Genomic DNA, 26,603 nt, shown 5'->3' with positions numbered 1-26,603 from the left:
GATAGGTCGCATGACCTCGCCTTCCAGCTCCGCCCCCGCCGGCCCTGCGCCGTCCCTCGATCCCCGCGCCGACATCGTCGAGCTCACCGCCGCGATCGTGGACATCGAGTCCGTCTCCGGGAACGAGAAGGCGCTCGCCGACGCCGTCGAGCAGGCGCTGCGCACCCACGCCCCGCACCTCACGGTCATCCGCGACGGCGACACCGTCATCGCCCGCACGGACCTCGGGCGCGAGGAGCGCGTGGTCCTCGCGGGCCACCTCGACACGGTGCCGGTGGCGGACAACCTGCCGTCGTCCCGCCGCGTGCGCGAGGGCCGCGACGAGCTCGTGGGCCGCGGCAGCTGCGACATGAAGGGCGGCGTCGCGATGCTGCTCGCGGTCGCCGTCGAGGCGACCGATCCCGCGCGGGACCTCACCTTCCTCTTCTACGACCACGAGGAGGTCGCCGCGGTCGACAACTCCCTGACCCGCATCGCCCGCACCCACCCCGAGCATCTGCGCGGCGACTTCGCGATCCTCGGCGAGCCCACCTCCGCGGGCGTCGAGGGCGGCTGCAAGGGCACCATGAAGCTCGAGGTCACCGCGCACGGCACCGCTGCCCACTCGGCCCGAGACTGGGTGGGCGACAACGCCATCCATCACCTCGCCCCGGTCCTGCAGCGCCTCGACGCCTACGAGGCCCGCCGCGCCGTCATCGACGGACTCGAGTACCGCGAGTGCCTGAACGCCGTCGCCATCGGCGGCGGCATCGCCGGCAACGTCATCCCCGATCGTGCCTCCCTCACCCTGAACTACCGCTTCGCACCGGACACCAGCCCCGCGCAGGCCGAGGCGCACGTGCGGGAGCTGCTCGAGGGCTGCGACGTGGACATCGTCGTCACCGACAGCGCCGCCGGCGCCCTGCCGGGCCTGGACACCCCCGCCGCCCGCGAGTTCCTCGCGGCGCTCGGCGACGGGGTGGGCGTCGCCGCCAAGCAGGGGTGGACCGACGTCGCCCGCTTCGCCGAGCTCGGCACCCCCGCCGTGAACTTCGGCCCCGGCGACCCCCTCCTCGCCCACACCGACGACGAGCACGTGCCCTTCGAGGACCTCCGCGCCGCCCTCGACGGACTGCGCCGCTGGCTCGAGCCGTCGGCCCGATGAGCAGCCCGAGCGCGCGGGTGCCCGGCGGGTCCGCGGAGCCGGCAGACGGCGCGCCCGCCCTCCGCCGCAGCATCGGCTTCGGCCAGCTCCTCGCCTACGGCCTGGTGTTCATCGGCCCCGCCGCGGCCGTCGGCGTGTGGGGGACGCTCGACGCGAAGTCCGGCGGAGTGGTGCCCGTCGTCTACCTCGTCGCGACACTGGTGATGGCGCTGACCGCCTCGAGCTACGCGCTCATGTCCCGCGCCGTCCCGCGCGCCGGCAGCGTCTTCGCCTATGCGAGCGAGGGCGTCGGCCGCAGAGTGGGCCACATGGGCGGCTGGATGATGCTGCTGGACTACGTGCTGATCCCCTCGGTCGCCTACCTGTTCAGCGGCATCGCCCTGCACTCGCTGTTCCCGCAGATCCCCGTGTGGGTGTTCGTGGTGGTCGCGGTCGTGCTCACCACCGGCCTCAACCTCGCCGGGGTGGGCGTGACGTCGAAGGTCTCCGCCGTGGTCGTGCTCGTCGAGGTGCTCGTGCTGGCGGCGGTCGTGATCGCCGGGATCGCGGTCCTCGCGTCCGACGGGCCGGTGCGCGGCTGGCTCGACCCGATCACCGGCGGCGGCGCCGGCCTGCACCCCCGCCTCGTGCTCGGTGCGGTCTCCGTCGCCGTCCTGTCCTACCTGGGCTTCGACGCGCTCGCGACCTTCGCCGAGGAGACCCGCGGGGGCTCCGCCGCGATCGCCCGGGCCACTCTCGTGTGCCTCGCGGTCGCCGGTGTGCTCTTCATCCTCCAGACGTACATCGGCGCGCTGCTCTCCCCGCAGAGCACCGCTCAGCTGCAGGCGGACCCGTCCCTGCAGGGCGACGCCTACTACGCGATGGTCGACTCCTCGATCAGTCCGCTGCTGCACGGTCTGCTCGCCCTGGCCAAGGGTGTGGGCGCGATGTTCAGCGCGCTGGTGGGGCAGGCCGCGGCGAGCCGCGTGATCATGGACATGGCCCGCTCCGGCTCGCTGCCCGGGGGCCTGGCGAAGGTCTCCGCCCGCTCCGGGGCGCCCGTGGCGGGCGTGCTCGCGGCCGCCGCCGGGAACGTCGCCGTCGCCCTCTGGGCGGCCCTGCGGCCCGACGGGCTCGACGTGGTCTCCTCCGCGGTGGACGTCGGCGCGATCACCGGCTTCGTCCTCGTCCATGCCTCCGTGATCGGCTATTTCGTGGTGCGCCGACGCGGGGGACCGGTGCGCCCTCTCCCGCACCTGGTGATCCCGATCCTGGGCGCCCTGTCCCTGCTCGCGGTGCTCGTCTCCTCGAGTCCGCTCGCGCTCGCCGTGGGCGCCGTCTGGGCGGTGCTCGGACTGATCGTCCTGCTCGTGCGCGGCCCGCGCGCCACCGGCGCCTGACCACGGGCGGTCCGCACCTGCGGCCGAGGAACACACCTTCGATGTCGCCGGGTGAGACCTCGGCCGCGCCCCGCCGTCGGCCCCGCCGACACGCCCCCGGCGCCTCCCCGCTCGGTCCGAGCGCCGCCGTAGTGTGGACGCGCCGGGGGCGGCGGCGCCGCATCGGGGCCCGGTGCATCGACGAAGGGGGATCAGAGATGGCACGAGCGACGCGCGCACCGCATGCGGCGCCCAGCCGGCGCACGGTGAGCACGGCACTCGCCGCGACGGCGCTCGGGGGCACGGCCCTCACGGCGGCCGGATGCACACAGGGCGGTCCTGGTGGGGGCAAGGGAGGCGGCTCGGCGTCCAAGAAGCCGACGGCCGAGGAGATCCGCGCCCAGAAGGTCTCCCGGGCGCAGCGCCAGCTCGCCCAGCACGACCCGGACGCCGCCGAGAAGACCCTGAAGGGCCAGGACGGCGACGAGGTCGACGCGCTGCGCACGAAGATCTCCTCCGCGCGCGACGCCCTCGTGGAATGGCCGAACGACCTGCAGGTCTCCCACCTGTTCTTCCACACCCTCATCGTCGATCCGGAGCGCGCCTTCGACGGCGACGAGGACGCCCAGGGCTACGACGACTACATGTGCACGATCGACGAGTTCACGAAGATCATGAAGGACGTCTACGACGACGGGTACGTGCTGGTCAGCCCGCACGACATCTGCGAGAAGCAGGACGACGGCACGATGAAGCCGCTGCCGATCCGACTGCCCAAGGACCGCAAGCCCATGGTGCTCTCGCAGGACGACGTCTGCTATTACGAGTACATGGAGGGCGACGGCTTCGCCACGGACCTCCACCCGAACGCCGAGGGCCGCGTGGTCAACTCGTACACCGACGCCGACGGGAAGACGTCCGAGGGGTCCTACGACATGGTCCCCCTCGTCGACGACTTCCTCGAGGACCACCCCGACTTCTCGTACCACGGCCACAAGGGCGTGCTCGCCCTCACCGGCTACAACGGCATCCTCGGCTACCGCAGCTCGAAGCGCGAGTACGGGGACCACCCCGACAAGCTCAAGACCGCCCAGGAGCAGGCGAAGAAGACCGCCGACGCCCTCAAGGACACCGGCTGGGAGATCGCGAGCCACAGCTGGGGGCACCTCGACATCAAGAAGTCCTCGCTCGCGCACCTCACCCGGGACTTCGACCGCTGGGACGCCGAGGTCAAGCCGCTCACCGGCGCGACCGACATGCTGATCCTCCCCTTCGGCGCCGACCTCAGCGGCGTTCCGCCCTACGACACCCAGGACCCGAAGTACCGGGCCGTGCGCGACCACGGCTTCGACTACATCTTCCTCGTGGACGGCACTGCCGAGTACTGGGCGCAGATGCAGGACGGCTACCTCCGACAGGCCCGCATGAACGTCGACGGCATCCGCCTGCGCGCGAACGCCGCGGGCCAGGAGACCAGCCTCGAGCCGTTCTTCGACTCGTCCTCGGTGATCGACCACTCCCGCCCCGGGCTCTGAGTCGCCCGGGCCGACGACCATGCACGGGAGCTACGCTCGCCCCATGACCGCCCAGAACACCGACAGGCACCGCAAGGGCCCCATCACGCTGCGCGGGGCGCAGCGGCCCACCACCACGACCGACCAGCACCTCCTCGAGGAGGAGGGGCCGGGGGAGTGGGTCCACTCGGACCCGTGGCGCGTGATGCGGATCCAGGCGGAGTTCGTCGAGGGATTCGGCGCGCTCGCCGAGCTCGGTCCCGCCATCTCCATCTTCGGCTCGGCGCGCATCGCCCCGGACCACCCGGACTACGCGAAGGCCGAGCAGATCGCCCGCGGCGTCGTCGACCTCGGGTACGCCGTCATCACGGGCGGCGGCCCCGGGATCATGGAGGCCGGCAACAAGGGCGCCAAGGAGTGCGGCGGGGTCTCGGTGGGACTGGGCATCGAGCTGCCCTTCGAACAGGGGATGAACGACTATGTCGACCTCGGTGTCGACTTCCGGTACTTCTTCGCCCGCAAGACCGTGTTCGTGAAGTACTCCAGCGGCTTCGTGGTGCTGCCCGGCGGCTTCGGCACCTTCGACGAGATGTTCGAGGCGCTGTGCCTCATGCAGACCCACAAGATCCGCATGTTCCCCCTGGTCCTCGTGGGCCGCGACTACTGGCAGGGCCTGCTCGACTGGATCCGCGGCACCGTGCTCGACCACGGGCTGATCAGCGAGAAGGACCTCGGGCTCCTGCGCGTGGTCGACACCGCCGACGAGGCGCTGGACGTGCTGCGCGACGCCGCTCTCCAGCAGCGATGACCGCCGTCAGCCCCGGCGTGGTGCTGCTGCTCCTCGTCGCCGCGGTCGTCGCCGTGCTCATGGTGCTCGCTGCCCTGGGGAAGCTCGACCTCTCGATGCCCGCACCCGGTGCGGATCACGAGCACCGTCGGCCGCGGCGCGGAGCCGGGCGGCGGTGGGGCGCCGGGAGGCGTCGGAAGGCATCCGCCCACGCCTCCGGCGAGGACGCATCGTCCGACGTGTGAGCGTCATCTCCGAGAACCTGAGATACTGGTGGCCGACAGTTGCTGCCGACGCTCCCGCAGGGGTGGGAGCGGCGTGCGTTCACATCACCGAGGAGGCAGGCCCATGGCCGCTATGAAGCCGCGCACCGGAGACGGTCCGCTCGAGGTCGTGGAGGAGGGCCGCAGCATCATCATGCGTGTCCCGCTCGAGGGCGGCGGACGCCTCGTCGTCGAGATCGACGGCTCCGAGGCCGAGACCCTGCGCGACGCCCTGGAGGGCGTGATCAAGGCCTGACGGGCTGCTGATCAGAGCACCGGACCCCGCCCCTCGGCATGAGGGGCGGGGTTCTGTGTGTGCGGGCGCGGCGTGGGTGTCGGCGATGGATGGCGGCGATGGAGGCGGCGGAGGCGGCGGAGGCGGCGGAGCGTTCGGGAGGCGAACCGGCCGTCCCGGGGACGCCCCGGAGCGCCGACGGCCGTCCGTGGCGCCTCGAGAAGTACGAAACGGTTGCCAAGAGCGCTCTTGGCAACCGTTTCGTACTTCTCACGGGTTCATCCGACGGGCGGCGGCCGCGTTGGGGTGCGGGTCCGGTGCCGCGTTTTCGGTGGCCCCGGGGTGGGGGGGCGTCAGCCTCGGAGGACCGCGGCGAGGACGCCGTCGCCGCTCGGGGAGAGCGCGGGGATGAGGTCCTCGGCCTCCTGGACCTCGCGCAGCAGCGCGCGGACCTCCTGGGTGGTGGCGTCGCGGGCGGTGGGGTCGGCGACCCGGTCGTGGTAGAGCGCCTGGGAGATCACGAGCACTCCGCCCGGGCGCAGCAGACGGCGCGCGTGGGTCAGCAGGTCGCGTGCGTGAGGGGCGTCGGCGTGGAAGCTCACGAGGTCGTAGGCATGGTCGGTGAGGCGGCCGATGACCTCTCGCGGGCTGCCGGCGATCGTGCGCGCACGCCCCGAGCGCAGGCCCGCCTCGCTGAAGGCCTCGCGGGCCGCGCGCTGGTTCTCGACCTCGGGGTCGATCGTGGTGAGGACGCCGTCGGGGTGCATCCCGGCCAGCACGTACAGGGAGGCCACTCCGGCACCGGTGCCGATCTCGACGGCGCTGCGCGCGCCGACGGACGCCGCGAGCACGCGCATGAGGGCGCCGGCCCCCGGTAGCACGGGGGCGACCCCGAGCTCCGATCCGCGCTCGCGAGCGCGGGCGAGCACGCCCGACTCCTCGAAGAGCGATTCCTCGTCGACGAACTCCTCGCCGTGGGCCCAGCTGGTCACCTTCCCCGATGCCATCTGCGGATCCTCCTGTTCGTCGGGTCATGGGCGGTCGCGCGACCGGGCAGGTCACCGCCGGGTCGCCGCGAGCACGCGGATGTCGACCAGGGTACGTCAGCACCCGCCCAGGTCGTACCGGCGCCCCACACAGGGTTGCTCTGCCATAATGGCCTGGCACATTTCGGTTCGATGGCAGGTGGACTCGTGGACATTTTCGGGGGCTGGGAGATCCTCATCCTGCTCATCGTGTTCGTGATCTTCATCGGACCGCAGCGCCTTCCGGAGTACACGCGCAACATCGTGCAGTGGGTGCGCAAGGCGCGCCGCTGGGTCGATGATTCCCGGGCCACAGTCGAGGACGAGATGGGCCTGTCCATGGACGAGCTGCGCAAGTACGACCCCCGTCAGTACGACCCGCGCCGCATCATCCGCGACGCCTGGGGCGACACCAGCGTGGACGACATCCTCCCGGACACCAAGGCGCTCACCGGAGCCGTCACGGGCACCGCTGCGGCCGCCTCCGGCTCGAAGCGCTCCACCAAGGGATCGACGGAGGACGAAGGACCCCAGCGGGCCCCCTTCGACGACGAGGCGACCTGACCCGCCTCTTCGGATCCGTCCTCGTCGGCCCCGCAGCTCTCAGCCGCGCACGCTGAGCGGCAGACGCATCCCCGAGAGACCCCGCGGGCGCGCCACGAGCGCCGCGGCGATCGCGCGCAGCTGCTGGGCGGCGGGCTGCTCCGGATCGGAGAGCACGAGCGGCACACCGCCGTCGGCCCCCTCCCGCAGCCGAGGATCCAGCGGCACCTGCCCGAGCATCGGCACGGGATGCTCGACGGCGCCGGCGAGGGTCTCGGCGACCCGCTCCCCGCCCCCGGTGCCGAAGACGTCCATGCGCGAGCCGTCGGGCAGCACGAGGCCGCTCATGTTCTCCACGACCCCGGCCACGTCCTGCTTGGTGGCCTTGGCGAGCGAGCCCACCCGCTCGGCGACGGAGGCCGCGGAGACCTGTGGAGTGGTGACGACCAGCATCTGCGCCTTGGGCAGCAGCTGGGCGACGGAGATCGCGACGTCGCCGGTGCCGGGCGGGAGGTCCAGCAGCAGCACGTCGAGCTCGCCCCAGAAGACGTCGGAGGCGAACTGCTCGATCGCCCGGTGCATCTTCGGTCCGCGCCAGACGACGGCCTGCCCGTCGGGCACGAACATGCCGATGCTCATGACCTTCACGCCGTGCGCCTCGGGCGGCATCAGCAGGTCGCCCACCTTCGTGGGCTTGTCGGTGATGCCGAACATGCCCGGCATCGAGAAGCCGTGGATGTCCGCGTCGATGACCCCGACGGACAGGCCCTGCGCGGCCATGGCGGCGGCGAGGTTCGCGGTGACGGTGGACTTGCCGACCCCGCCCTTGCCGGAGGAGACGGCGAGGATCCGGGTGAGGGTCCCGGGCTTGTTGAAGGGGATCTGACGGTGGCCCTGGCGCAGGCGCGTGGTGAGCGCCTTGCGCTGCTCGTCGGTCATCGCCCGCGACTCGACCTTCACACCGGCCAGGCCGGGCACGGTCGCGGTCGCCTCCGCGGTCGAGCGCTCGAGCCGGTCGCGCATCGGGCAGGCCGCGATCGTCACCAGGATGGTCACCTCGGCGGTGCCGGCGGCGTCGATCGTCACCGAGTCGACCATGTCGAGCTCGGTGATGGGGCGGCCGATCTCCGGGTCGATCACCGCCTCGAGCGCCTCATGGATGCGGGCGATCCGGGGGTCCTCGGCCGACGCGGGCGCGCCGTGGGGATCCTGGGCCGACGACGGGGTCTGGTCCCGGGGATCCGGGGCCGGCGTGCCGGGGTCCTGCGGGGCGGTCATGGTGTCCCGCGCTCCGCGAGTGCCGAGCGCACCTCGCTGCGCAGCATCGCCCGCAGCTCTTCGCGATCGATGCCGACGGCCTGCGGCTGCGCCTCCGCGACGAGAACAGCGGGTCCCGCGCCCGAGCCCGAGCCCGAGCCACCCGAGCCCGAGCCCGAGGCACCCGAGGCGCCCGAGGTCCCGGAGACCGCGGACGCACGACCGCTCTCGGCCGACCCGGCGGGCTCGTCCTCCTCGCGCTCCTTCTCGAGGTCCTCGAGGAGGTCGCGCAGCTCCCCGCGCACGAAGTCGCGGGTGGCGACGTCGTTCAGGGCGATGCGCAGGGAGGCGATCTCGCGCGTGATGAAGTCCGTGGTCGCGTGATTGCGGTCGTTGGACTGGCGGTCCTGCTCGGCCTGCACGCGGTCGCGGTCGTCCTGGCGGTTCTGCGCGAGCAGCAGCAGCGGGGCCGCGTAGGACGCCTGCAGCGAGAGGATCAGGGTGAGCAGCGTGAAGTTCAGGCTGCGGGGATCGAACTGGGCGCTCTCGGGCATGATCGAGTTCCAGGCCAGCCAGACGGCGCAGAACAGCGTCATCCCGACCAGGAAGGCCGGGGTGCCCATGAAGCGGGCGAAGCCCTCGGCGCCGCGGCCGAAGGTGTCGCCGGAGAGCGGGTTGCGGACGCGTCGGCGCAGGGGCTCCGGATCATCCAGGTTCGGCGTGCGGTCTGCCATCTCCCTCACCCCTTCCGCGAGTCGTCGGTGGTCGTGCTGTCGCTCTGGATGCCGCGGGCGATCTCCGAGAGATCGATCTGGCCCGTGGTCACCGGGGGCTCGTCCTGTTCTCGCCAGTCATCGGGCAGCACGTGGTCGAGCACGTCGTCGACCGTGACCGCGCCCAGCAGGCGCCCCTCGTCGTCGACCACGGGGATCGAGACCAGGTTGTAGGTCGCCATCTCTCGCGTCACGCCCGAGAGCGGCACCTGCGGCTCGACCGTGTGGCGGTCGGCGTCGAGGATCTCGCCGACGGGCCGGTCGGGCCGCTCCCGCAGCAGGTGCTGGAAGTGGACGATCCCCAGCAGCTTGCCCGTCGGCGTCTCGAGCGGCGAGCGGCACACGTGGACGGTCGAGGCGAGCGCGGGGGAGAGCTCCTCCCGGCTGATCATCGCCAGGCAGTGCGCGACGGGCGTCTCCGGGGCCGTGATCAGCGGCTCCGTGGTCATCATGCCGCCCGCGGTGTACTCGTCGTAGGCGAGAAGGCGGCGCACGTCCTCGGCCTCCTCGGGCTCCATGAGCCCCAGCAGGGTCTCGGCGACCTGGTCGGGGAGCTCCTGGACGAGGTCTGCGGCGTCGTCGGGGTCCATCTCGTCGAGCACGTCGGCCGCACGGGACGACTCCAGACCGGTGAGCACCTCGACGCGGGTGTCCTCGGGCAGCTCCTCGAGGACGTCGGCCAGACGGTCGTCGGCGAGCTCCGCGGCCAGCTCGATGCGCCGCTTGGCATCCAGCTCCTGGACGATGTCCGCGAGGTCCGCGGGCTTGAGGTCCTGATAGGAGGCGAGCAGCAGCGCGGCCGACTGCTCGGTGTCGCTGCCGAACAGGCCCTTGACCGCGCTCTGATCGACCGTGAGGGTCTCCCCGCGGCTGACCAGCTTCGAGAGCCCCGAGCCCGTCTTCAGACGGCGCAGGTAGAGCTTCGCGACCACCCAGTCGTGCTGCCGGTTCTGCTCGAGGCCGACGTCCTGCACGGCCGCCCGGCCCGAGCCGTCCAGCAGCGACACGGTGCGCTCGAGCAGATCGCCGATCACGAGCTGTTCGCCGCTGCGCTTCTCGAAGCGCCGCAGGTTCAGCACGCCCGAGGAGATCACCTGTCCCGGCATGATCGACGTGACCCGGGTGACCGGCAGGAACACGCGCCGTTTGCCCGGCACCTCGACCACGAAGCCGACGGCGCGGGCGGCACCGCGCGCCTGGGGGAGCACGACGACGTCCCTGATCTTCCCGACGGACTCGCCGATCGGGTCGAAGACGGCGGTGCCCGCCAGGCGTGCGGCGTAGAAGCGGGGCTGCGGAGAGGTCACGTCCCTCAGGGTAGTGCCCTGCCCGGTCAGCGGCCCGGGGTGAGTGATGCCATCCACGCCTCGATCTCGTCGGGCCGACGGGGCAGCGCGGCCGAGAGGTTCTCGACGCCGTCCTCGGTCACGAGCACGTCGTCCTCGATCCGCACGCCGATGCCGCGCAGCTCCTCGGGGACCTTGAGATCGTTCTCCTGGAAGTACAGCCCCGGCTCGATCGTGAACACCATGCCGGGGACGAGCTCGGCGTCCATGTACATCTCGCGGCGGGCCTGCGCGCAGTCGTGCACGTCGAGCCCCAGGTGGTGGCTCGTGCCGTGCACCATCCAGCGGCGGTGGAACTGGCCCTCGGGGGCGAGGGACTCCTCGGCTGTGCCCGGGAGCATGCCCCACTCCTCGAGGTGGCGGGCGATGACCTGCATCGCCGTCGTGTGCAGGTCGCGGAATCGGATGCCGGGGCGAGCCGCGGCGAAGGCCGCGTCGGCCGCCTCGAGGACCGCCTCGTAGACCCTGCGCTGAGCGGGGGAGTACGTGCCGGACACCGGCAGGGTGCGGGTGAGGTCCGCGGTGTACAGGGAATCCACCTCGACGCCGGCGTCGATCAGCACGAGCTCGCCCTCGCTCACCGTGCCGTCGTTGCGCACCCAGTGCAGGGTGCAGGCATGGTTGCCGGCCGCGGCGATGGTGTCGTAGCCGACGCCGTTGCCCTCGGCGCGCGCGGAGGCGCCGAAGACGCCCTCGATCACGCGCTCGCCGCGGCGATGCCCGACGGCCTGGGGGAGCGCCGCCACGACGTCCTCGAAGCCGGCGATGGTGGCCTTCACGGCCTCGCGCATCTGCGAGACCTCGAAGTCGTCCTTGACCAGACGCTGCTCGCTCGCGGCCTCCTGCAGGCGATCGAACTCGCGCGTTTGCTCCTCGCCGTCGGGCAGGCCGTTCTGGGAGCGGATCTCCTCGACCATCCCCTGCACGCCGGCGTCGACCCCCGGGACGATCGCGAGCGAGAGCTGTGGGCCGACGTCCTTGGCGAGCGCGTCGCGCAGCTCGTCGATGTGGCGGCACTCGATCCCGATGCGCGCCGCGGTCTCCTCGAGGGTGGGACGGCGCCCGACCCACAGCTCGCCGTAGCGGGCGTCGGCGTAGAACTCGGTGGAGTCGAAGCCGGCGCGCGGGCGGAAGAAGTAGGTCGCGCGGGACGCGGGCTCGCCCTCCGCGGCGTCGGGGTCGGGCTCGACGACGAGCACGCTGTCGGGTTCCTCGTCCGTGCCCAGGCCGCTGAAGTAGACGAAGCCGGTGTCCGGGCGGAACGGGTAGTCGGTGTCGTTCGCCCGCACCTTGAACACGCCCGCGGGCAGCACCATGCGCGTCGCGGGCAGCTCGCCGACCAGGGCGTCGCGGCGCGCGGGGGTGAAGTCCGCGACCTCACGGCGCTCGGCCGCCGGGACGGTCTCGTCCCAATCGGCCGCGATGAACGCGCGGAAGGCCTCATTGGTGGGGCGCTCGGAGCGCGAGTCGCCGCGGGAGGCGAGCTCCTCGGCGCTCGGGCCGGGGCCGTCGGCCTTGGCCTCCTGGGCCGCCGGAGCGGGGGTCTCGCGGGTGGTGGGACGGGGCACGTCGTTGTTCTGGGTCATCACCCTCGCATCGTCTCACGCGGTGCGCGCCGGGGTCGGCGCGCGGCCTGCGCATCCTGTCTCGTCACGGACACGTGGCCCTACGGGCACGGGCCGTGCCCGCACGCACGGGACAGCACGGGCGCGGGGTCGCAGGGGCGCGGGGCTGGCAGGATGGGCGCATGGCCCACCTGCCCCCGGGGCTCGCCGACGAGTCCCGCATCGATCTGCACGCGCACACCCGGTGCTCCGACGGCACCGACGACGTCGACGCGCTCGTGCGCCATGCCGCCGAGCAGGGCCTGGACGTCGTCGCGCTCACCGATCACGACACGACCGCGGGCTGGGACGAGGCCGCCGAGGCATCCCGCCGTCATGGCGTCGCGGTGATCCCCGGCATCGAGGTCTCCACGGAATGCGAGGACCTCTCGGTGCACGTGCTCGCGCTCCTGCCCGACCCGTCGCCGAGCACCGCGCTGCACTCCCATATGGAGCGCGCCCGCGAGTCCCGCGGCACGCGCGCCCGTCGCATGGTCGAGCGCCTCGCCGCCGATCACCCCATCCGCTGGGAGGACGTCGAAGCGCAGGTCGCGGGTGAGAGCACGACCGTCGGACGGCCCCACATCGCCGACGCGCTGGTGGCCCGCGGAGTCGTCGCGGACCGCACGGAGGCCTTCGGTGATCTGCTGAGCTCCTCGAGCCCGTACTACGTGCGCTACTGGGCGCCCGAGCCCGCGCAGGCGGTGCGTGCGATCGTCGCGGCGGGCGGCGTCGCCGTGGTCGCCCACCCCGGCGCGCTCACCCGCGGCAGCACCATCCCCGACGACCTCCTCGAGGAGATGGTCGCCGCGGGACTGGCCGGCATCGAGGTCGATCACCGTGAGCACGATGATGTCTCGCGGGCGAGACTGCGCGCCTTCGCCCGATCCCACGAGCTCCTGGTCACCGGAGGCAGCGACTACCATGGCGCGGGCAAACCGAACCGGCTGGGCGAGAACCTCACCCGTCCGTCCGTGCTGGCCGCTCTGATCGAGCGCGCCACGAGCAGAACCGAGGTCCTCCTCCCGTGAACGTGGTCGATCTGCGCTTCCTCGCGGGAGTGTTCGTCACGCTGTTCGTGATCGTCGACCCGCCGGGGACGGTCCCGATCTTCCTCTCGCTCACGCGAACGATGACATCGAAGCAGCGCTCGCGCGCGGCGATGGTCGCCGTGGGCGTCGCGATCCTCATCATCGCGTCCTTCGCCGTGTTCGGCCGCTTCATCCTCGCCTACATGCACATCTCGCTGCCGGCGCTGCAGTTCTCCGGCGGCCTGCTCCTGCTGCTCATCTCCCTGCAGCTGCTGATGGGCAAGGAGGGCGAGCTCGCCCAGAGCAGCGGAGTCAACGTGGCCCTGGTGCCGCTGGGCACCCCGCTGCTGGGCGGTCCCGGCGCGATCGTGGCGATGATGCTGTTCGTCGACCAGTCCCACGGCGAGCTCGCGCGGGTGAACGCGCTGGTCATCGCGCTCGTGGTGATGGCGGTCGTGCTGTACGTGTTCATGCGCTTCGCCGACGTCATCGCGAAGATCCTGGGCGACGGCGGCGTCACCCTGGTCACCCGGATCTCCGGCGTGCTGCTCGCCGCGATCAGCGTGCAGATGCTCTTCGACTCCGTGCACTCGTTCCTGCAGACCTGGGGCGTGATCGCCGCGTCCTGACGCGCGGTGTCCCATCCCCTCGTCGTCGCTCCGGGCCCCGCCCAGGCGTGAGTGGTGCGAAACGGTTGCCAAGGGCGCTCTTGGCGACGACTTCGTACCGTTCGACGCCCCCCGCGGCCGCCCGGGCGTCAGCCCCCGTCGAACTGCGCGGGCAGCTCCCAGGCGCCGTCGGCCCCGCGTCGGGCGATCGATCGCACCCACCGGGCCGTCCGCGCGAGCGTCGCCGCAGGCTCCGGGGGAGGGCCGACGAGCTCGCGCAGGGCGCCGAGGTCGAGCTCCTGCCCGGTGGCCCAGGCCCCCGGGAGCGCGCCCGCCTCGCCGGGTGCGGCAGGGCGCACCGCGAGACCGGTCGCGGTCGTGTCGCCGTCCCGGAGTGCGCCGGCGAGGATCCGGGCCGCCCGGAGGTTCGTCACCGCGGGCGCGTCGCCGACGTTCACGACGCGGGAACCGGGTCGGCGCAGGCACGCGGCGACGGCCTGCGCGAGGGACGCGGTGGAGGTGAGGGTGCCGATCTCATCGGCCCGCGCGACGGCGATCGCCCGTGCGCCCTCGAGCACGGAGCGCACCAGCGGCCACTCGCGCACGCGGCGGGTCGAGGGGCCGTGGATGCGGGCCGCCCGCAGCACGCTCACGCGCTCCCCGTGCGCGGCGAGGACCCGCTCGGCCTCCGCCTTGTTCGCCCCGTAGCCCAGGCGCGAGGCGTACGGCTCGCCGTGGTGCTCCATCGTCGCGGTGGTCTCCGGCGTGGGTCCGGGCCACTGAGGCGCCTCCTCGGAGTTCGCGTGGCGGCCGGCGGCATCGACGTAGACGGCGCGGGCGGACAGCATGATCGTGCTTCCGCTCGCACGCGACCAGCGGGCGAGGTCGGCCGCATGGCCCGGGGTATAGCACTGGCCGTCGACGATCCCGTCGACGCCGTCCCCGACGAGCGCGTCGATCCCGGGTGCGTCGTCCCGGTCGAGGGCGAGCACGCGGATGCCGAGCGCGGACCAGTGCCGCGGGGCGAGCTCGGGACGACGGCAGGTGACGGTGACATCGACCCCTGAACGTGCGAGATCCTCGGCGGCAGCGGCGAGAGTGCCGGTGCCGCCGAGGATCAGGCAGGCGGGGGAGGTCATCGGAGCCGGGTCAGGACTCCGGGCCGCCCTGGGAGGCCTGGCCGGACTCGGAGCGCCCGCCCGTGCTGCTCTGCTCGCCCTGGTCGCCCTGGCGACGACCGCGGCCTCCGCGGGAGCGCCGACGACGCGGGCGCGAGGACTCCTCGCCGTCGCGACCGCCCTTGTCCGGACCGCTGGTCGCGGAGCCGCCGGAGGCGCCGCCGTTCTCGGAGCCGGAGACGACCTCGCCGTTCACACGACGGGTGCGGGTGCGGCTGCGCGAGCGGCGCGGCCGGTCCTGCGCCGGCTTCTCGGCGTCCGAGCCCTCGCCGGAGCCCTCGGCACGGGCCGGACGCTCGGAGTCGCCGCGGGAGCGACCGCCGCGTCCACCGCGACCGCCCTCTCCGCGACCGCCCTCGCCACGACCACCGCGTCGGCCCTCATCGCGACCGCCGCGACCGCCGCCCTCGCGCCCCCGGCCGCCGCGCGAAGAGTCCTCGCGACGCGACTCGGGACCGCCCAGGTCCTCGATCTCCTCGGCATCCAGGCCCTCGCGGGTGCGCCGCTCCTTGGGGAGGGTGCCCTTCGCGTCGGTCGGGATGTCGAGGTCGGTGAACAGGTGCTCGGAGGTCGAGTAGGTCTCGACGGCCTCGGTGGACTCCAGGCCCAGCTGCCGGGCGATGAGCGCCCAGCGTGCGAGGTCCTCCCAGTCCACGAAGGTCACGGCGGTGCCCTTCTTGCCCGCGCGCCCGGTGCGGCCGGTGCGGTGCAGGTAGGTCTTGTCGTCGTCCGGGGAGTTCCAGTTGATGACGTGCGTGACGTCCTCGACGTCGATGCCGCGGGCGGCGACGTCGGTCGCCACGAGCACGTCGATCTTGCCGGTGCGGAAGGCGCGCAGGGCCTGCTCGCGGGCGCCCTGGCCCAGGTCGCCGTGCAGCGGGGCGGCCGCGAAGCCGCGGTCCATGAGGTCGTGGGCGACCTTGTCCGCCTGGCGCTTGGTGCGCATGAACACGATCGTCAGGCCGCGTCCGCGGGCCTGCAGGATGCGCGCGAGCACCTCGATCTTGTCGAGCTGGTGGGCGCGGTAGATGACCTGCTTGATGTCGGCCTTGGTGCGCGAGGCGTCACCCGGGTCGTGGGCGCGGATGTGCGTGGGCCGGCTCATGAAGCGGCGGGCCAGGGCCATGATCGGGCCGGGCATCGTCGCGGAGAACAGCATCGTCTGGCGCGTCGTGGGGACGGCCTTGAGGATCTTCTCGATGTCCTCGAGGAAGCCCAGGTCCAGCATCTCGTCGGCCTCGTCGAGGACCGCGGTGCGGACCTGCGAGAGGTCCAGGTGGCCCTGTCGCATGAGGTCGATGAGGCGACCGGGGGTGCCGACGACGATCTCGATGCCCTTGTCCAGAGCCTCGATCTGCGGCTCGTACGCGCGGCCGCCGTAGATGGTGAGCACGCGCACGGGGCGCTTGGCGGAGGCCGCCTGCAGGTCGGAGGCGACCTGCACGGCGAGCTCGCGCGTGGGCAGCACGACGAGGCCCTGCGGCTTGCCGACCGGCCTGCTCTGCGGGTTGTCCTCGCCGGGGGCGACGACGCTCTGGAGCATCGGGATGCCGAAGCCCAGGGTCTTGCCGGTGCCGGTCTTCGCCTGGCCGATGATGTCGCGCCCCTTGAGGGCGATCGGCAGGGTCATGGCCTGGATCGGGAACGGGTGGGTGATCCCCTTCGCGGCCAGCGCCTCGACGATGTCCTCGCGGACGTCGAAATCGGCGAAGGTCTGCGTGGGAGCGGTGTCCTCTGCGGGCGCGGCCGCAGCGGCCGTCGCCTCGGGATCGGGGGTGCCGGAGCTCTGCTCGACGGCGATGGAGGAGGCCGGGGTGTCGGGCGCGATCGCGCCGGTGGCCTCAGGGGTGTGCGGGGTGGATTCGGGCACAGTTCATCTCTCTGATCAAAGTGGTGCACTGCCATCGTAGCGTTGTGCGCCCCGTCACCCGATGGAGGGGGGCGACGTTGGGGTGGGCCGACGGCGGGGTCGGACGACGGCGGAGACGGGCTGGGCGGGCCAGGACGCACGACGGCCGACGACAGGGGCTCTCCGCCCTGCTGCCGTCGGCCGTGCTGCTCGACGCGGTCGCTGCGGGACTCAGCCCAGGAAGCCGACCCGCTTCTGCGTGGGGCTGGAGATCTCGGCGTAGGCGATCTTCGCGCCCGGCACCAGGACGGTGCCGCCCTTGGAGTCCTTGAGGGTCGCGATCGAGCCGTCGCCCAGGGCGGTCTCGAGAGCGGCCTGCACCGACTCGGCGCTCTCCTCGGTCTCGATCACGAGCTCGCGAGGCGCGTGCTGGATGCCGATGCGGATGTCCATGTGAGGTCCTTCCCTCGTGCGTGCGGTCGATCCGGGAGTCTATCGCCGGATACCCCGCCACGGGCGGGTCCCGGGGCCCTGTGCGGTGCGCTCTGGGGTGAATCCGCCGTCGGCGGAATCACGGACAGAGCGGGCGGCGTCCGCCACGTGGTCTCAGACCAGTTCGTGCGCCCCGTCGGCCGCCGGAGAGTCCTCCTCGAGACCGGCGATGCCCGAGGCCACGAACCGCGAGAGCAGGTCGAGCTCCGCGGACGACGGGCCCGCCGGACCGGGCGGTCCGGCTCCTGCCGCGGCAGTCCCGTCCGCGGCAGTCGCCTCCGGGCCGGTCCCCTCCGGGTCGGTCCACTCCGGGCCGTCGGTCCCCGTCCCTTCGGGGCGCAGCACGTCGCCCGCCGCGAGGGCGATCAGGCAGCGGCCCAGCAGGACGGCCGTGCGGTCGGGCAGGACGGGGCGGTGCACGAGGGCCTGGGCGAGGGTGCGCGCGAGCTGGGTGCGGAAGACCGAGACCAGGGCGCTCACCGGCCGGGACACGGACTCCTCGCTCAGCAGCAGGCGCACGCCCAGATGGTCGTCGGCCAGACGCTGCACGCGACGGATCGCTCCTCGCGCGCGCTCCTGGGTGTCCCCGGTCAGCGGCGGCAGCGAGCGGGCGGCGGCGAGCACGCGGGCGCCCACGCCCTCGACGACCATGAGATACAGCGCTTCCTTCGAGTCGAAGTGCTGGTACAGGACGGGCTTGGTGACGCCCACGGCGCGCGCGATGTCCTCCATGGAGGTGCTGCGGAAGCCGTGCGCGACGAAGGCGTCGGTGGCTGTGGCGAGGACCAGCGCACGGCGCTCCGACTTCGGCATCCGCTGCGTGGACCGTGCCATCTGTGGCTCCTCCCGGCAGAGGGCGACCCTCGGCCCTCATGTCGATGCGCGGTCGCGACCCCTCGCGCACGACCTGCACGGGCCATTCTAGGGCATTTGTCCGGTAAGCCGGGGTTGCCGGGATCGCGCGTCGTCCCGCGCCCGCGGGCCTCGTCCGTGGTCTCGGATGTCCGCCCGCTGTGGTCCACTGGACGACGTGCAGAAGACGGAGGCGGGACCAGGGATCGGCGAGCTGCGGGTGCTGCCGCCGGACCCCCGGCGCCTGCCCGCCCTGCTGCGTCCCCAGGACCTGGATCCCACGCAGCGCGAGGCGCTGGACGCGTTCCTCGGCGGGAGCGATGTGATCGTCCACGGCGCACCGGGCACGGGACGCACGGCCCTCGCGCTCGCCGCCGCCCTCGCGCGCACGGGCGCCGAGGCGCACGGGGGAGCGCGCGAGGAGGATCGCGAGAAGGACGAGGAAGAACGGGACGCGCCGGGCCACGAGGACGCCCGCGGCACGGCCGACGGGCGCGACCGGGACCAGCACCGGGAGATCCTCCTGCTCTCACCCCGTCGTGCGGCGGCCGATCCGCTGCGCGACGCGGTCGCCCTGGCGGGCGGCGCCTCGGATGCGCGCGGCCCCGCGGTGCGCGTCGCGACCCCTCCCGCCTTCGGGTTCGCCCTGGTGCGCGCCGCAGCTCTCGAGGACGGCCGGGGGGAGCCGACGCTGGTCACCGGCGCGGAGCAGGACGCGCTGCTGGGCGACCTCGTCCTCGACCGCGCCGACTGGTCGCTCGACGTGGACGCCGCCACCCGCACCCTCGCGGGCTTCCGCACGGAGCTGCGCGACCTCATCACCCGCGCCCAGGAGCTCGGCATCGGCCCCGCGGCGCTGCGCCGGCTGGGCCACCGTCGGGGCCGCGCCGCCTGGCTCGACGCCGCCGACATCCTCCGCGAGTACCTCGACGTGCTCGACCTGCAGTCCCAGGCCGCGCTCGACGCCGGGCCCCGCCTGGACTCCGGGGCGCTCGTGCGCCGCGCCGCCGGTCTCGTCGAGCGGCTCGACCCGCGCCTGCTGCCCTCCGCCGTGATCGTCGACGACGCCCAGGACCTCACCGTCGCCGGCGTCTCCCTCGTGCTCGCGCTGGCCCGGGCCGGCTCCCGGGTGCTCGTGACCACTTGCCCCGACGTGATGGTCGACTCCTTCCGCGGAGCGGTGGCCGACGCCGCGGCGCGCATCGAGGCAGGCCTCCCGCGTGCCGCCCGCACCGTCCTGCTCACCTCCGCCCACCGCTCGGCGGCTCCCCGCGCCGCCCTCGACGCCCTGCGCGGACGGCTCCCGCTGGCCGGCGCACCCGCCGAGGTGCGACGGCCCGCTGGGGAGCCGCCCTCGGGCCCGGCGGAGCACGTCGTCCCCGCAGGGCTGTCCGTGCTCACCGCCTCGGACCCCGAGGAGGAGGGACGCGCGATCGCGGGCGCCCTGCGCGATCTGCACCATCGCGGGGACGTCCCCTACGACGAGATGGCCGTGATCTGCCGCTCAGGCGGGATCGTGCGCGAGGTCGCCGACATGCTCGCCCGCCACGGGCTCGCCGTCACCACCCCGCAGCGCCTGCCCGCCCTGCGGGAGGAGCCCGTGGTCACCGACCTGCTGCGCATCGTCGAGCTCGCGGTGAGCGGCCCGGCGCTCGGTCCTGCGACCGCATCCGGTGCCCGTCCCGCGACGGACCCCGCAGGGGAGAGCCTCGCTCCCGCGCTGACGGCGGCCGAGGCCGCGCAGCTGCTGCGCGGACCCTACGGAGACGCCGATGACCTGCGCCTGCGCAGGATCCGCCGCGCGCTGCTCGACGCCCGCCGCACCGCGCCGACCGAGACCGCCGCGCCGACCGAAACTGCCGCGCCGACCGAGTCCGCCGTGTCGGCCGAGTCCTCAGCACCTGCCCCCGAAGCGCGTGAGGACCCCACGGCGCCCGTCGGCTCGAGCGACCTGCTCGCCCGAGCGCTCGTGGCGGAGCAGGCCCCCGCGGGCCTCGAGGACGGCGGCCGCACCGCGACCCCCGTGCTGCGCATGCGCCGCATGATCCGCGCCGTGCGCGAGCTCGGACCCGCTCCCGCCGCGGCCGACGCCCTCTGGGCCGCCTGGGATGCCGCGCACCTGGCCGAGGGCTGGCAGCGCGCGGCGCTCGGCGAGGACGCGGAGGACGTCGACGGCGCCCGCGCCCGTCTCACCTCCCACCGTCTCGACGCGGTCGGGGCCCTGTTCGCCGCCGTCGACCGCTTCACCGAGCGTCGCGGCCAGGCCGACGCGCTCGTCTTCATCGACCAGATCCGCACCCAGGCCGTCGCCGAGGACACCCTCGCGCCGCGCGCCGAGGCCGCCGGGCGCGTCGCCGTGCTCACCCCCGCGCAGCTCGCGGGCGCCGAGCGCGACACGGTCGTGCTCGCGCGCGTCCAGGAGGGCACCTGGCCCAACGTCCGCCTGCGCTCGACCTTGTTCGGCGCCGCTGAGCTGAGCCTGCTCGGCTCGCGGCCCGACGGCGAGGAGCTGCCGCTCGAACCTGCGGCCCTGCGCGCCGTCCAGCGCGAGAGCGTCGTGGCCGACGAGGTCCGCCTCGCCCTCAGCGCCCTCACCCGGGGGAGAGAGCGCGTCCTGGTCACCGCGGTGGACGGCGGGGAGCTCGCGCCGTCGGCCCTGGTCCCGCTGCTGCAGTCCCGCGCCGGCGAGGGCTGGCTCGACCCCGCCGTCCTCACCGAGGACCCGGGACCGGCGCCCGACGCGCGCCGCCTGGTCGCCGCCCTGCGCCGTCGCCTGCTGGACGCGGAGGAGATCCAGGGGAACGGGACGAGCGCGCAGGCCGCTGTGCTCCTGGAGAGCCTGCGGGCGGAGGGCGTGCCGGGCACCGACCCGACGACCTGGTACCACCAGGATCCCAGCGTCGACGAGCCCGTGCGGCAGAGCGGCGCGCAGGTGCGGCTCAGCCCGTCGGCCCTCGAGCGCGCCCACGCGTGCCCGCTGGCCTGGCTCCTCGAGCGCTCGGGCGGATCCAAGCCCTCCGGGCCCGCACAGCTCGTGGGCACCGCCGTGCATCGCCTCGCCCAGGAGAGCCCCGCCGGCGTGGCCCCCGACCGCGTCGAGGACGTGGTGGTGCGCCTGCACACGCTGCTGCGACCCCTGCAGCTCGAGGACACGTGGTCCGGCAGGCGCACCCTGCGCCGCGCCGAGGACTCCGTGCGCCTGCTCGAGGACTACCTGCGCACCGCGCCGCCCGCGGCCGCGATCGAGGCGCCCTTCGAGGTCACCCTCGGCGACGTCGTGCTGCGCGGCGCGATCGACCGCATCGAGGGCGAGACGCGGGCGAGCGCTGAGGCGGGCGCCCAGGAGAGCGCCGAGGAGGGGACCGAACCGGCCGGCGCCGGGCAGGGCCCCGCCCGGAAGGACATCGGCTCGCTGAGGATCGTCGACCTCAAGACAGGCCGCGCGGCGAAGAAGGCGGCCGACGTCGAGGAGGACCTGCAGCTGGGCGCCTACCAGAGCGCCGTCGCCTCCGGCGCCCTCGCCGAGGCCCTCGGGTCGGACGCCCCGGAGCGCCTGGCCGGGGCCCAGCTCGTCTACGTCGGCACCGGGACCGCGAAACCCGTGCTGCGCACCCAGAGCGCGCTCGGCGCGAGCGAGGACCCGCACTGGTTCGAGGCCGTCGTCGAGGACACCGCCCGCGAGGTCTCGGGCGCGCGCGTCACCGCCCGCCGCAACGCCCACTGCGACACCTGCGCGGTGCGCCGCATCTGCCCGCTGTGGGCCGAGGGGGCCGAGCTGTGAACACCACCCGCCTGAGCGCGGCCCGCCTCGCCGCGCTCATGGACCGCCCCGCGCCCACCGACGAGCAGATCGCCGTCATCGAAGCGCCCCTCGCGCCGATGCTCGTCGTCGCCGGGGCGGGGAGCGGCAAGACCGAGACGATGGCCTCGCGGGTGGTCTGGCTGATCGCGAACGGCCTGGTCGAACCCCGGCAGGTGCTGGGGCTGACCTTCACGCGCAAGGCCGCCCACGAGCTAGCCGAGCGCATCACCGGGCGCCTCGGCACCCTCGCGACCGCGCTGCGCGCCGAAGGACTGCCCGTCCCGCGCGGCCTCGAGCGGGCGGGGGACGACCTGCTGGGCCAGGAGGTCCAGGTCCACACCTACAACGGCTTCGCCCTCGACCTCGTGAGCGAGCACGCGCTGCGCGTGGGGCTGGACCCCGAGTTCTCCATGATGTCGCCCTCGGCCGCCTGGCAGCTCGCCCACGAGCTCGTCGAGGCGGCGGACGACTCCCTGGACCTCGATGCCTCGCCCGCCTCGCTCACCGCGGCCCTCGTCTCGCTCACGTCCTCGCTCGCGGACCACCTCGTCGGACCCGAGGAGCTCGCCGCCGAGCTGCGCGCGATCCGCGACCACCTCGGCCAGATCCCCCTCCAGGTCAGCGGGCGCCGACGCACGACCCCCAAGGACGTCGCCGCCGTCATCTCCGCGTGCGAGCAGCGTCTCGAGCTCATCCCGCTGCTCGAGCGCTTCGCCGCGATCCGCACCGAGCGCAGCGCCCTGGAGTTCTCCGACCAGGTGCACCTGGCCGCACGCATCGCCCGCGAGGTGCCCGAGGCCGGTCGCCTGGCCCGCGAGCTGCACCCCGTGGTGCTGCTCGACGAGTTCCAGGACACCTCGGTCGCCCAGCTGCGAATGCTCGCGGACCTCTTCGGCCCCGGCCACGCCGCGTGCGCCGTCGGCGACCCCCAGCAGGCGATCTACGGATGGCGCGGCGCGTCGGCCGCCTCCCTCGACGGCTTCGCGAGGGCCTTCGCGACCCCTGACTCACCGGACGCCCCCGCCGCACCGGTGCTGCAGCGCACCCTGTCGACCTCCTGGCGGAACGACCGCGCCGTCCTCGACGTCGCCAACCGCATCGCCGCCCCGCTGCGCGGCGCCTCGACGGCCATCACCATCCCCGAGCTGCAGGTGCGCCCGGGCGCCGGCGAGGGGACGGTGCACGTCCACGAGGCCGCCGACGAGCGCTCGGAGGCGCGCGCGATCGCCCGCTGGATCCTCGAGCGGCGCGGACGGGCCGGCGGCGCCGCGGATGCGACGTCTCACCCGTCCGGGACGGCGGGCGAGGCAGGATCGGAGCCGCTGCCGAGCGCCGCCGTGCTCGTGCGCGCGCGCAAGCAGATCGCTCCGATCGTCGAGGCGCTCGAGGAAGCCGGACTCCCCGTGCAGGTCATGGGCCTGGGCGGACTCCTGGATCGGCCCGAGGTGGCCGACGTGCGCGCCCTCCTCGAATGCGTCCACGACCCCGGCCGCGGCGACTGGCTCATGCGTCTGCTCGCGGGGCCCCGTTTCCGCCTCGGCGCGCGCGACATGTCGGTGCTCGGCCGCTGGCGCGAGCAGCTCGCGGCACGGCGTCGTCGCGCCGCGGCGGGCGCCGGCGGGACGGGCATCGGCGCGGCCGACGGAGCCGACGAGATGACCCTCATCGACGCGGTCGACGATCTCCCCGCCCCGGACTGGACCGACCCCGACGGACGCTCCCTCAGCCTCACCGCCCGCGAGCGCCTGCGCGACCTGCAGGGGATCCTGCGCGCCCTGCGGCGGCGTCTGGCGCTGCCTCTGCCCGACCTCATCCAGGAGGCCGTGCGCGCGCTGGACCTCGACCTCACCCTGCTCTCCCAGTCGCCCGCCGACCCGCCCCTCGGCGGGCTCCCGGCGCTGCGCGAGCACGCGGCGGCCTTCGAGCGCACCGCCCAGCGTCCGGGCCTGGGCCCTTTCCTCGCCCTGCTCGAGATCAGCGAGGATCAGGAGGCGGGGCTCGCCATGGGAGCGGGCCAGGCGGACCCCGACCCCGATGCGGTCACGGTGGTCACCATGCACTCCGCCAAGGGCCTCGAATGGGACCTGGTCGCGGTCGCCGGGCTCAGCGAGGGCTCCGTCCCGTCCTACGACCTGCGCCGCGCGAAGACCACGGAGGACGGCACCGTGCGCGTGGCGGACTCCGGATGGATCGGGAAGCTCGCCGATGCGTCGATCCCCAGCTCCCTGCGCGGGGACGCCGACATTCTGCCGCAGCTCGACTGGGCGAGCGCCGACACCCAGGTCGACGCCGAGTCCCTGGTCCAGGAGTTCCGCTTCGCCCAGGGCGAGGAGTCCCTGCGCGAGGACCGGCGGCTGATGTACGTCGCGGTCACCCGGGCGCGGGAGGACCTGCTGCTCAGTTCGTGCGCGTGGCGCACCGGCGCGGCCAGGCCCCGGCCGCGCTCGCGCTACCTGCGCGAGGCGCTGCCCCTGGTGCCCGAGCGCTTCCAGGAGATCGAGGAGGTCCCCGAGACGAACCCGCTGGACGCGCGGCTGTTCGAGGCCTCCTGGCCGCCGGTGCCGGGGGAGGCGGAGCACCGGCGCGCCGATGCCGAGGCGCTCGTGCGCGCCGCGGCCGAGGGTCGACTGCCGGATCTCCCCGAGGACGCCGCGCTGGCCGAGCAGACCCGCCGGGTCCTCGCGGATCTCGCGGAGCGCCGCGCCCAGCTCACGGTGCGCTCGCCCGCACGGCTCTCGGCCTCCCAGATCGTCGCCCGCGCCCAGGACCCGCAGGCGGCGGCCCGGGCGATGCTGCGGCCGCTGCCGCGTCGGCCCTCGCGCTCGGCCCGCCGCGGCACCGCCTTCCATGCATGGCTCGAGCAGCGCCTCGAGGGCGGTGCGCTCCTGGACCTCGAGGACCTCACCGAGCTCGCCGACCTCGAGGACGGTCCGCTCACGGATGTGTCCGACGGCGACCTCGCGGACACGGCCGACGGGGACCTCTCGGACGCCGAGGCGCTGGCCCGCATGCGCGAGGCCTTCGAGCGCTCGCCCTACGCCCAGCAGGTGCCGATCGCCGTGGAGGAGCCCGTGACCACGCGCATCGGCCCGCTCGCGATCCGCGGCGTCATCGACGCCGTGTTCCCCGATCCGGAGTCCGAGGACGGCGTGGTCATCCTGGACTGGAAGACAGGTGCGCCGCCCACCGGCGCCCGTCGGCGGGCCCGCGCCCTGCAGCTGTCGGTGTACCGCCTGGCCTGGCACGAGCGCACGGGTCTCCCTCTGTCGCGGATCCGCACCGTGTTCTTCTACGTCTCCGCAGGCAGGACCGACGAGGTGCGCCGTCACCCCTCGCGCCGGGCCCTCGAGCACATGCTCCTCGCCGAGGGCGAGCCGTCGGCGGGGCGGCCGTAGCCCCCGAGCTCACACCTCGAGCCCGCAGGTGATCCGGTGGCCGGGGTCGTAGTGCTCGCGGATCTGCGCGAGCTTCGCGGCGTTGTCGGCGAAGCAGCGCTCCGCGGTGTCGCCGGGTTCGAGGTAGTTGACGTATCCGCCGCTGCTGGCGGAGGCGACGCCCTTGTGCGAGGCCTCGACCCACGACCTCGCGGACTTCAGGCCCGAGGTGGAGGTCAGGCTCGCGTACCACTGCAGCGAAGCGGTCTGCGAGCGCCACGGGAACGCGGTGCCGGAGCGCTTCACGTCGTGGACGGCGCCGTCGAGGGGATCGAGGATCGCCGCGGTCTTCTGCCCGGACGTCGAGCGCTTCTTCACGGCCGCGACGATCGCCTCGGCCGTGCTCGATCCGACGCTGCGCAGCACGTCGGTGCCGGCAGCGAAGATCTCACGGTCCGAGGTGCTCCCGCCGCCCAGGTAGTCGACGAGGTCCATGTGGGAGCGGGACTTGTACGTCGCGCTGTCGGGACGCGTGCCGGTGGCCTTCGCGAGCGAGTTCACGGCGTCGCGGGCGTCATCGGCATCGGCGACGCCGATGACGTTCACCTTCATCGTGCCGTGCCCGTCGGTGCTGATCTTCACGCTCGCCCAGCGGCTGCCGCCGGAGGCCTTCAGCCACGACGCCCATCCGGTGATGACCTTCGTCGCGGCCGAGGCGGGGAAGGCCAGGGCGAAGCTGGCCTGTGCATGGATGGGATGCGTCGCGAAGGTGAGGTCGGCGACCACGCCGTTCAGTCCGCCTCCGCCGCCGCGCAGCGCCCAGAACAGGTCCGGACGGGAGTCAGCGGAGGCGACGACCGTCCTCCCGTCGGGCAGCACCACGTGGGCGGACACCAGCGAGTCGCTCGTCGTCCCGTACCGGCGGGTGTCGACCCCGATGCCGCCGCCGAGCGCGAGCCCCACGACGCCCACCGTCGGGCAGGTGCCCGTGGGGATCATGCGGTCGTGCGCGGAGAGCGCCTCGTGCACCGAGTACAGGTCCGCGCCCGCCTGGACGGTCACGTGCTTCGTGCTCGCCGAGTAGGAGAGGCCGTGGTAGTCGCGCATGTCGAGGGTCACGGTGCTGTCGGTCGCGGAAGCGCCGACGTACGAGTGCCCGCCGCCGCGCGCGGAGACCTTCAGGCCGTGGACCCGGGCGAACTCCATGACGCGCTCGACGTCGGCGCGGGAGCGCGGCCGGATCACCGCGGTCGGGCTGCGGGAGTCGAAGGCGGGGTTGAACAGCTTCTTGTCCGCGGCGTAGTCGTGGTCGTCGGGCAGCAGCACGCTGCCGCGCAGCTCCTCGTCCAGCGCCTTCCAGTTCTTCGGGCCCAGGCCCTTCGCGGAGCCCTCCGCGAGCACCGGAGCGGTGCTCCCGAACGTGGCGGCGGTCGCGGCGGCGAGTCCGATGCCGCCTCCCAGCAGTTCTCGACGGTTCAGGGATCGCATGATCGTTGTCTGCCTCTCGCGTTCTCGAGGAGTGCGCGGCGCGCACCGGACCCGCCCGATGGGCAGGGACAGTCGCCGGC

At 73.6% G+C, this 26,603-nt stretch carries 21 protein-coding genes; 11 read left to right on the top strand and 10 right to left on the bottom strand.

The genetic code is table 11. The annotated features are described in order from the left end of the window. Positions 1-10: 10 nt before the first annotated feature. The 6 genes from dapE to MHY49_RS03015 all read left to right on the top strand — a co-directional run bounded on the left by dapE (position 11) and on the right by MHY49_RS03015 (position 5,322). Positions 11-1,144 (top strand): succinyl-diaminopimelate desuccinylase, encoded by a 1,134-nt coding sequence (gene dapE / locus MHY49_RS03040; protein WP_239202505.1) that lies wholly within the window; start codon positions 11-13, stop codon positions 1,142-1,144. After that, on the top strand, positions 1,141-2,523 hold the full coding sequence (locus MHY49_RS03035; RefSeq protein ID WP_239202496.1) for an APC family permease: 1,383 nt from the start codon (positions 1,141-1,143) through the stop codon (positions 2,521-2,523). Before dapE ends, MHY49_RS03035 begins: the two co-directional genes overlap by 4 nt. A gap of 197 nt (positions 2,524-2,720) precedes the next feature. Continuing rightward, positions 2,721-4,037, top strand: coding sequence for a polysaccharide deacetylase (locus MHY49_RS03030; RefSeq protein WP_239202495.1), 1,317 nt, complete (start codon positions 2,721-2,723; stop codon positions 4,035-4,037). 43 nt (positions 4,038-4,080) lie between these two features. Further along, positions 4,081-4,824, top strand: a complete 744-nt coding sequence (locus tag MHY49_RS03025) for a TIGR00730 family Rossman fold protein (RefSeq protein ID WP_228358800.1) — start codon at positions 4,081-4,083, stop codon at positions 4,822-4,824. Further along, entirely contained in the window at positions 4,821-5,048 is a 228-nt protein-coding gene (locus MHY49_RS03020) for a hypothetical protein (protein WP_239202493.1), read from the top strand. Before MHY49_RS03025 ends, MHY49_RS03020 begins: the two co-directional genes overlap by 4 nt. 103 nt (positions 5,049-5,151) lie before the next feature. After that, entirely contained in the window at positions 5,152-5,322 is a 171-nt protein-coding gene (locus MHY49_RS03015; RefSeq protein ID WP_200501081.1) for a DUF3117 domain-containing protein, read from the top strand. Between the two features lie 332 nt (positions 5,323-5,654). On the opposite strand, the gene MHY49_RS03010 is transcribed toward MHY49_RS03015, so the two are convergent. Next, positions 5,655-6,308 carry an O-methyltransferase gene (locus tag MHY49_RS03010; protein WP_239202491.1) on the bottom strand — a complete coding sequence of 218 codons (654 nt, stop codon included), beginning with the start codon at positions 6,306-6,308 and terminating at the stop codon, positions 5,655-5,657. A 186-nt stretch (positions 6,309-6,494) separates the two neighbouring features. Here MHY49_RS03010 and MHY49_RS03005 point away from each other — a divergent pair, with 186 nt between their 5' ends. Continuing rightward, the gene (locus tag MHY49_RS03005; protein ID WP_228358798.1) at positions 6,495-6,890 is read left to right on the top strand and encodes a twin-arginine translocase TatA/TatE family subunit; all 396 of its coding nucleotides are present in this window, start codon (positions 6,495-6,497) and stop codon (positions 6,888-6,890) included. Positions 6,891-6,929: 39 nt separating this feature from the next. Here the strand turns inward: MHY49_RS03005 and MHY49_RS03000 are convergent, their stop codons facing one another. The 4 genes from MHY49_RS03000 to MHY49_RS02985 are packed head-to-tail and all read right to left on the bottom strand — an operon-like array spanning position 6,930 to position 11,831. After that, positions 6,930-8,147 carry an Mrp/NBP35 family ATP-binding protein gene (locus tag MHY49_RS03000; protein ID WP_239202484.1) on the bottom strand — a complete coding sequence of 406 codons (1,218 nt, stop codon included), beginning with the start codon at positions 8,145-8,147 and terminating at the stop codon, positions 6,930-6,932. Then, positions 8,144-8,860, bottom strand: coding sequence for a DUF1003 domain-containing protein (locus tag MHY49_RS02995; RefSeq protein WP_239202482.1), 717 nt, complete (start codon positions 8,858-8,860; stop codon positions 8,144-8,146). The genes MHY49_RS03000 and MHY49_RS02995 overlap by 4 nt, the downstream gene beginning before the upstream one ends. Before the next feature lie 5 nt (positions 8,861-8,865). Next, entirely contained in the window at positions 8,866-10,206 is a 1,341-nt protein-coding gene (locus tag MHY49_RS02990; RefSeq protein ID WP_239202480.1) for a magnesium transporter MgtE N-terminal domain-containing protein, read from the bottom strand. 26 nt (positions 10,207-10,232) lie between these two features. Beyond that, positions 10,233-11,831 carry an aminopeptidase P family protein gene (locus tag MHY49_RS02985; RefSeq protein ID WP_239202478.1) on the bottom strand — a complete coding sequence of 533 codons (1,599 nt, stop codon included), beginning with the start codon at positions 11,829-11,831 and terminating at the stop codon, positions 10,233-10,235. 161 nt (positions 11,832-11,992) lie between these two features. Here MHY49_RS02985 and MHY49_RS02980 point away from each other — a divergent pair, with 161 nt between their 5' ends. Then, complete coding sequence (locus MHY49_RS02980; RefSeq protein ID WP_239202476.1) at positions 11,993-12,880, top strand: PHP domain-containing protein; 888 nt, start codon at positions 11,993-11,995, stop codon at positions 12,878-12,880. Then, the gene (locus tag MHY49_RS02975; RefSeq protein ID WP_200501074.1) at positions 12,877-13,509 is read left to right on the top strand and encodes a MarC family protein; all 633 of its coding nucleotides are present in this window, start codon (positions 12,877-12,879) and stop codon (positions 13,507-13,509) included. Before MHY49_RS02980 ends, MHY49_RS02975 begins: the two co-directional genes overlap by 4 nt. Positions 13,510-13,637: 128 nt before the next feature. On the opposite strand, the gene MHY49_RS02970 is transcribed toward MHY49_RS02975, so the two are convergent. The 4 genes from MHY49_RS02970 to MHY49_RS02955 form a co-directional block, all read right to left on the bottom strand. Next, entirely contained in the window at positions 13,638-14,627 is a 990-nt protein-coding gene (locus tag MHY49_RS02970; RefSeq protein WP_239202474.1) for an NAD(P)-dependent oxidoreductase, read from the bottom strand. 10 nt (positions 14,628-14,637) lie between these two features. Next, positions 14,638-16,536: a DEAD/DEAH box helicase gene (locus MHY49_RS02965; protein ID WP_239202472.1), complete on the bottom strand. Its 1,899-nt coding sequence runs from the start codon at positions 16,534-16,536 to the stop codon at positions 14,638-14,640. A gap of 210 nt (positions 16,537-16,746) precedes the next feature. Then, positions 16,747-16,968, bottom strand: a complete 222-nt coding sequence (locus tag MHY49_RS02960; protein ID WP_152353481.1) for a DUF3107 domain-containing protein — start codon at positions 16,966-16,968, stop codon at positions 16,747-16,749. A gap of 153 nt (positions 16,969-17,121) precedes the next feature. After that, positions 17,122-17,841 (bottom strand): TetR/AcrR family transcriptional regulator, encoded by a 720-nt coding sequence (locus tag MHY49_RS02955; RefSeq protein ID WP_239202470.1) that lies wholly within the window; start codon positions 17,839-17,841, stop codon positions 17,122-17,124. Between the two features lie 196 nt (positions 17,842-18,037). Between MHY49_RS02955 and MHY49_RS02950 the strand changes: the two genes are divergently transcribed. Together MHY49_RS02950 and MHY49_RS02945 are read left to right on the top strand one after the other, a co-directional pair. Continuing rightward, complete coding sequence (locus tag MHY49_RS02950; protein ID WP_239202469.1) at positions 18,038-21,640, top strand: PD-(D/E)XK nuclease family protein; 3,603 nt, start codon at positions 18,038-18,040, stop codon at positions 21,638-21,640. Continuing rightward, positions 21,637-25,056 (top strand): ATP-dependent DNA helicase, encoded by a 3,420-nt coding sequence (locus tag MHY49_RS02945; protein WP_239202467.1) that lies wholly within the window; start codon positions 21,637-21,639, stop codon positions 25,054-25,056. The genes MHY49_RS02950 and MHY49_RS02945 overlap by 4 nt, the downstream gene beginning before the upstream one ends. A gap of 9 nt (positions 25,057-25,065) precedes the next feature. Here MHY49_RS02945 and MHY49_RS02940 read toward each other — a convergent pair whose 3' ends face one another. After that, entirely contained in the window at positions 25,066-26,523 is a 1,458-nt protein-coding gene (locus tag MHY49_RS02940; RefSeq protein WP_239202465.1) for an FAD-binding oxidoreductase, read from the bottom strand. Between the last annotated feature and the right edge of the window lie 80 nt (positions 26,524-26,603).

The sequence above is a fragment of the Brachybacterium sp. ACRRE genome, from assembly GCF_022346485.1.
In the GTDB taxonomy this organism is placed as follows: domain Bacteria; phylum Actinomycetota; class Actinomycetes; order Actinomycetales; family Dermabacteraceae; genus Brachybacterium; species Brachybacterium halotolerans.
The sequence above is the reverse complement of the archived record's forward strand: the minus strand, read 5'-3'. Positions and strand labels throughout refer to the sequence as shown.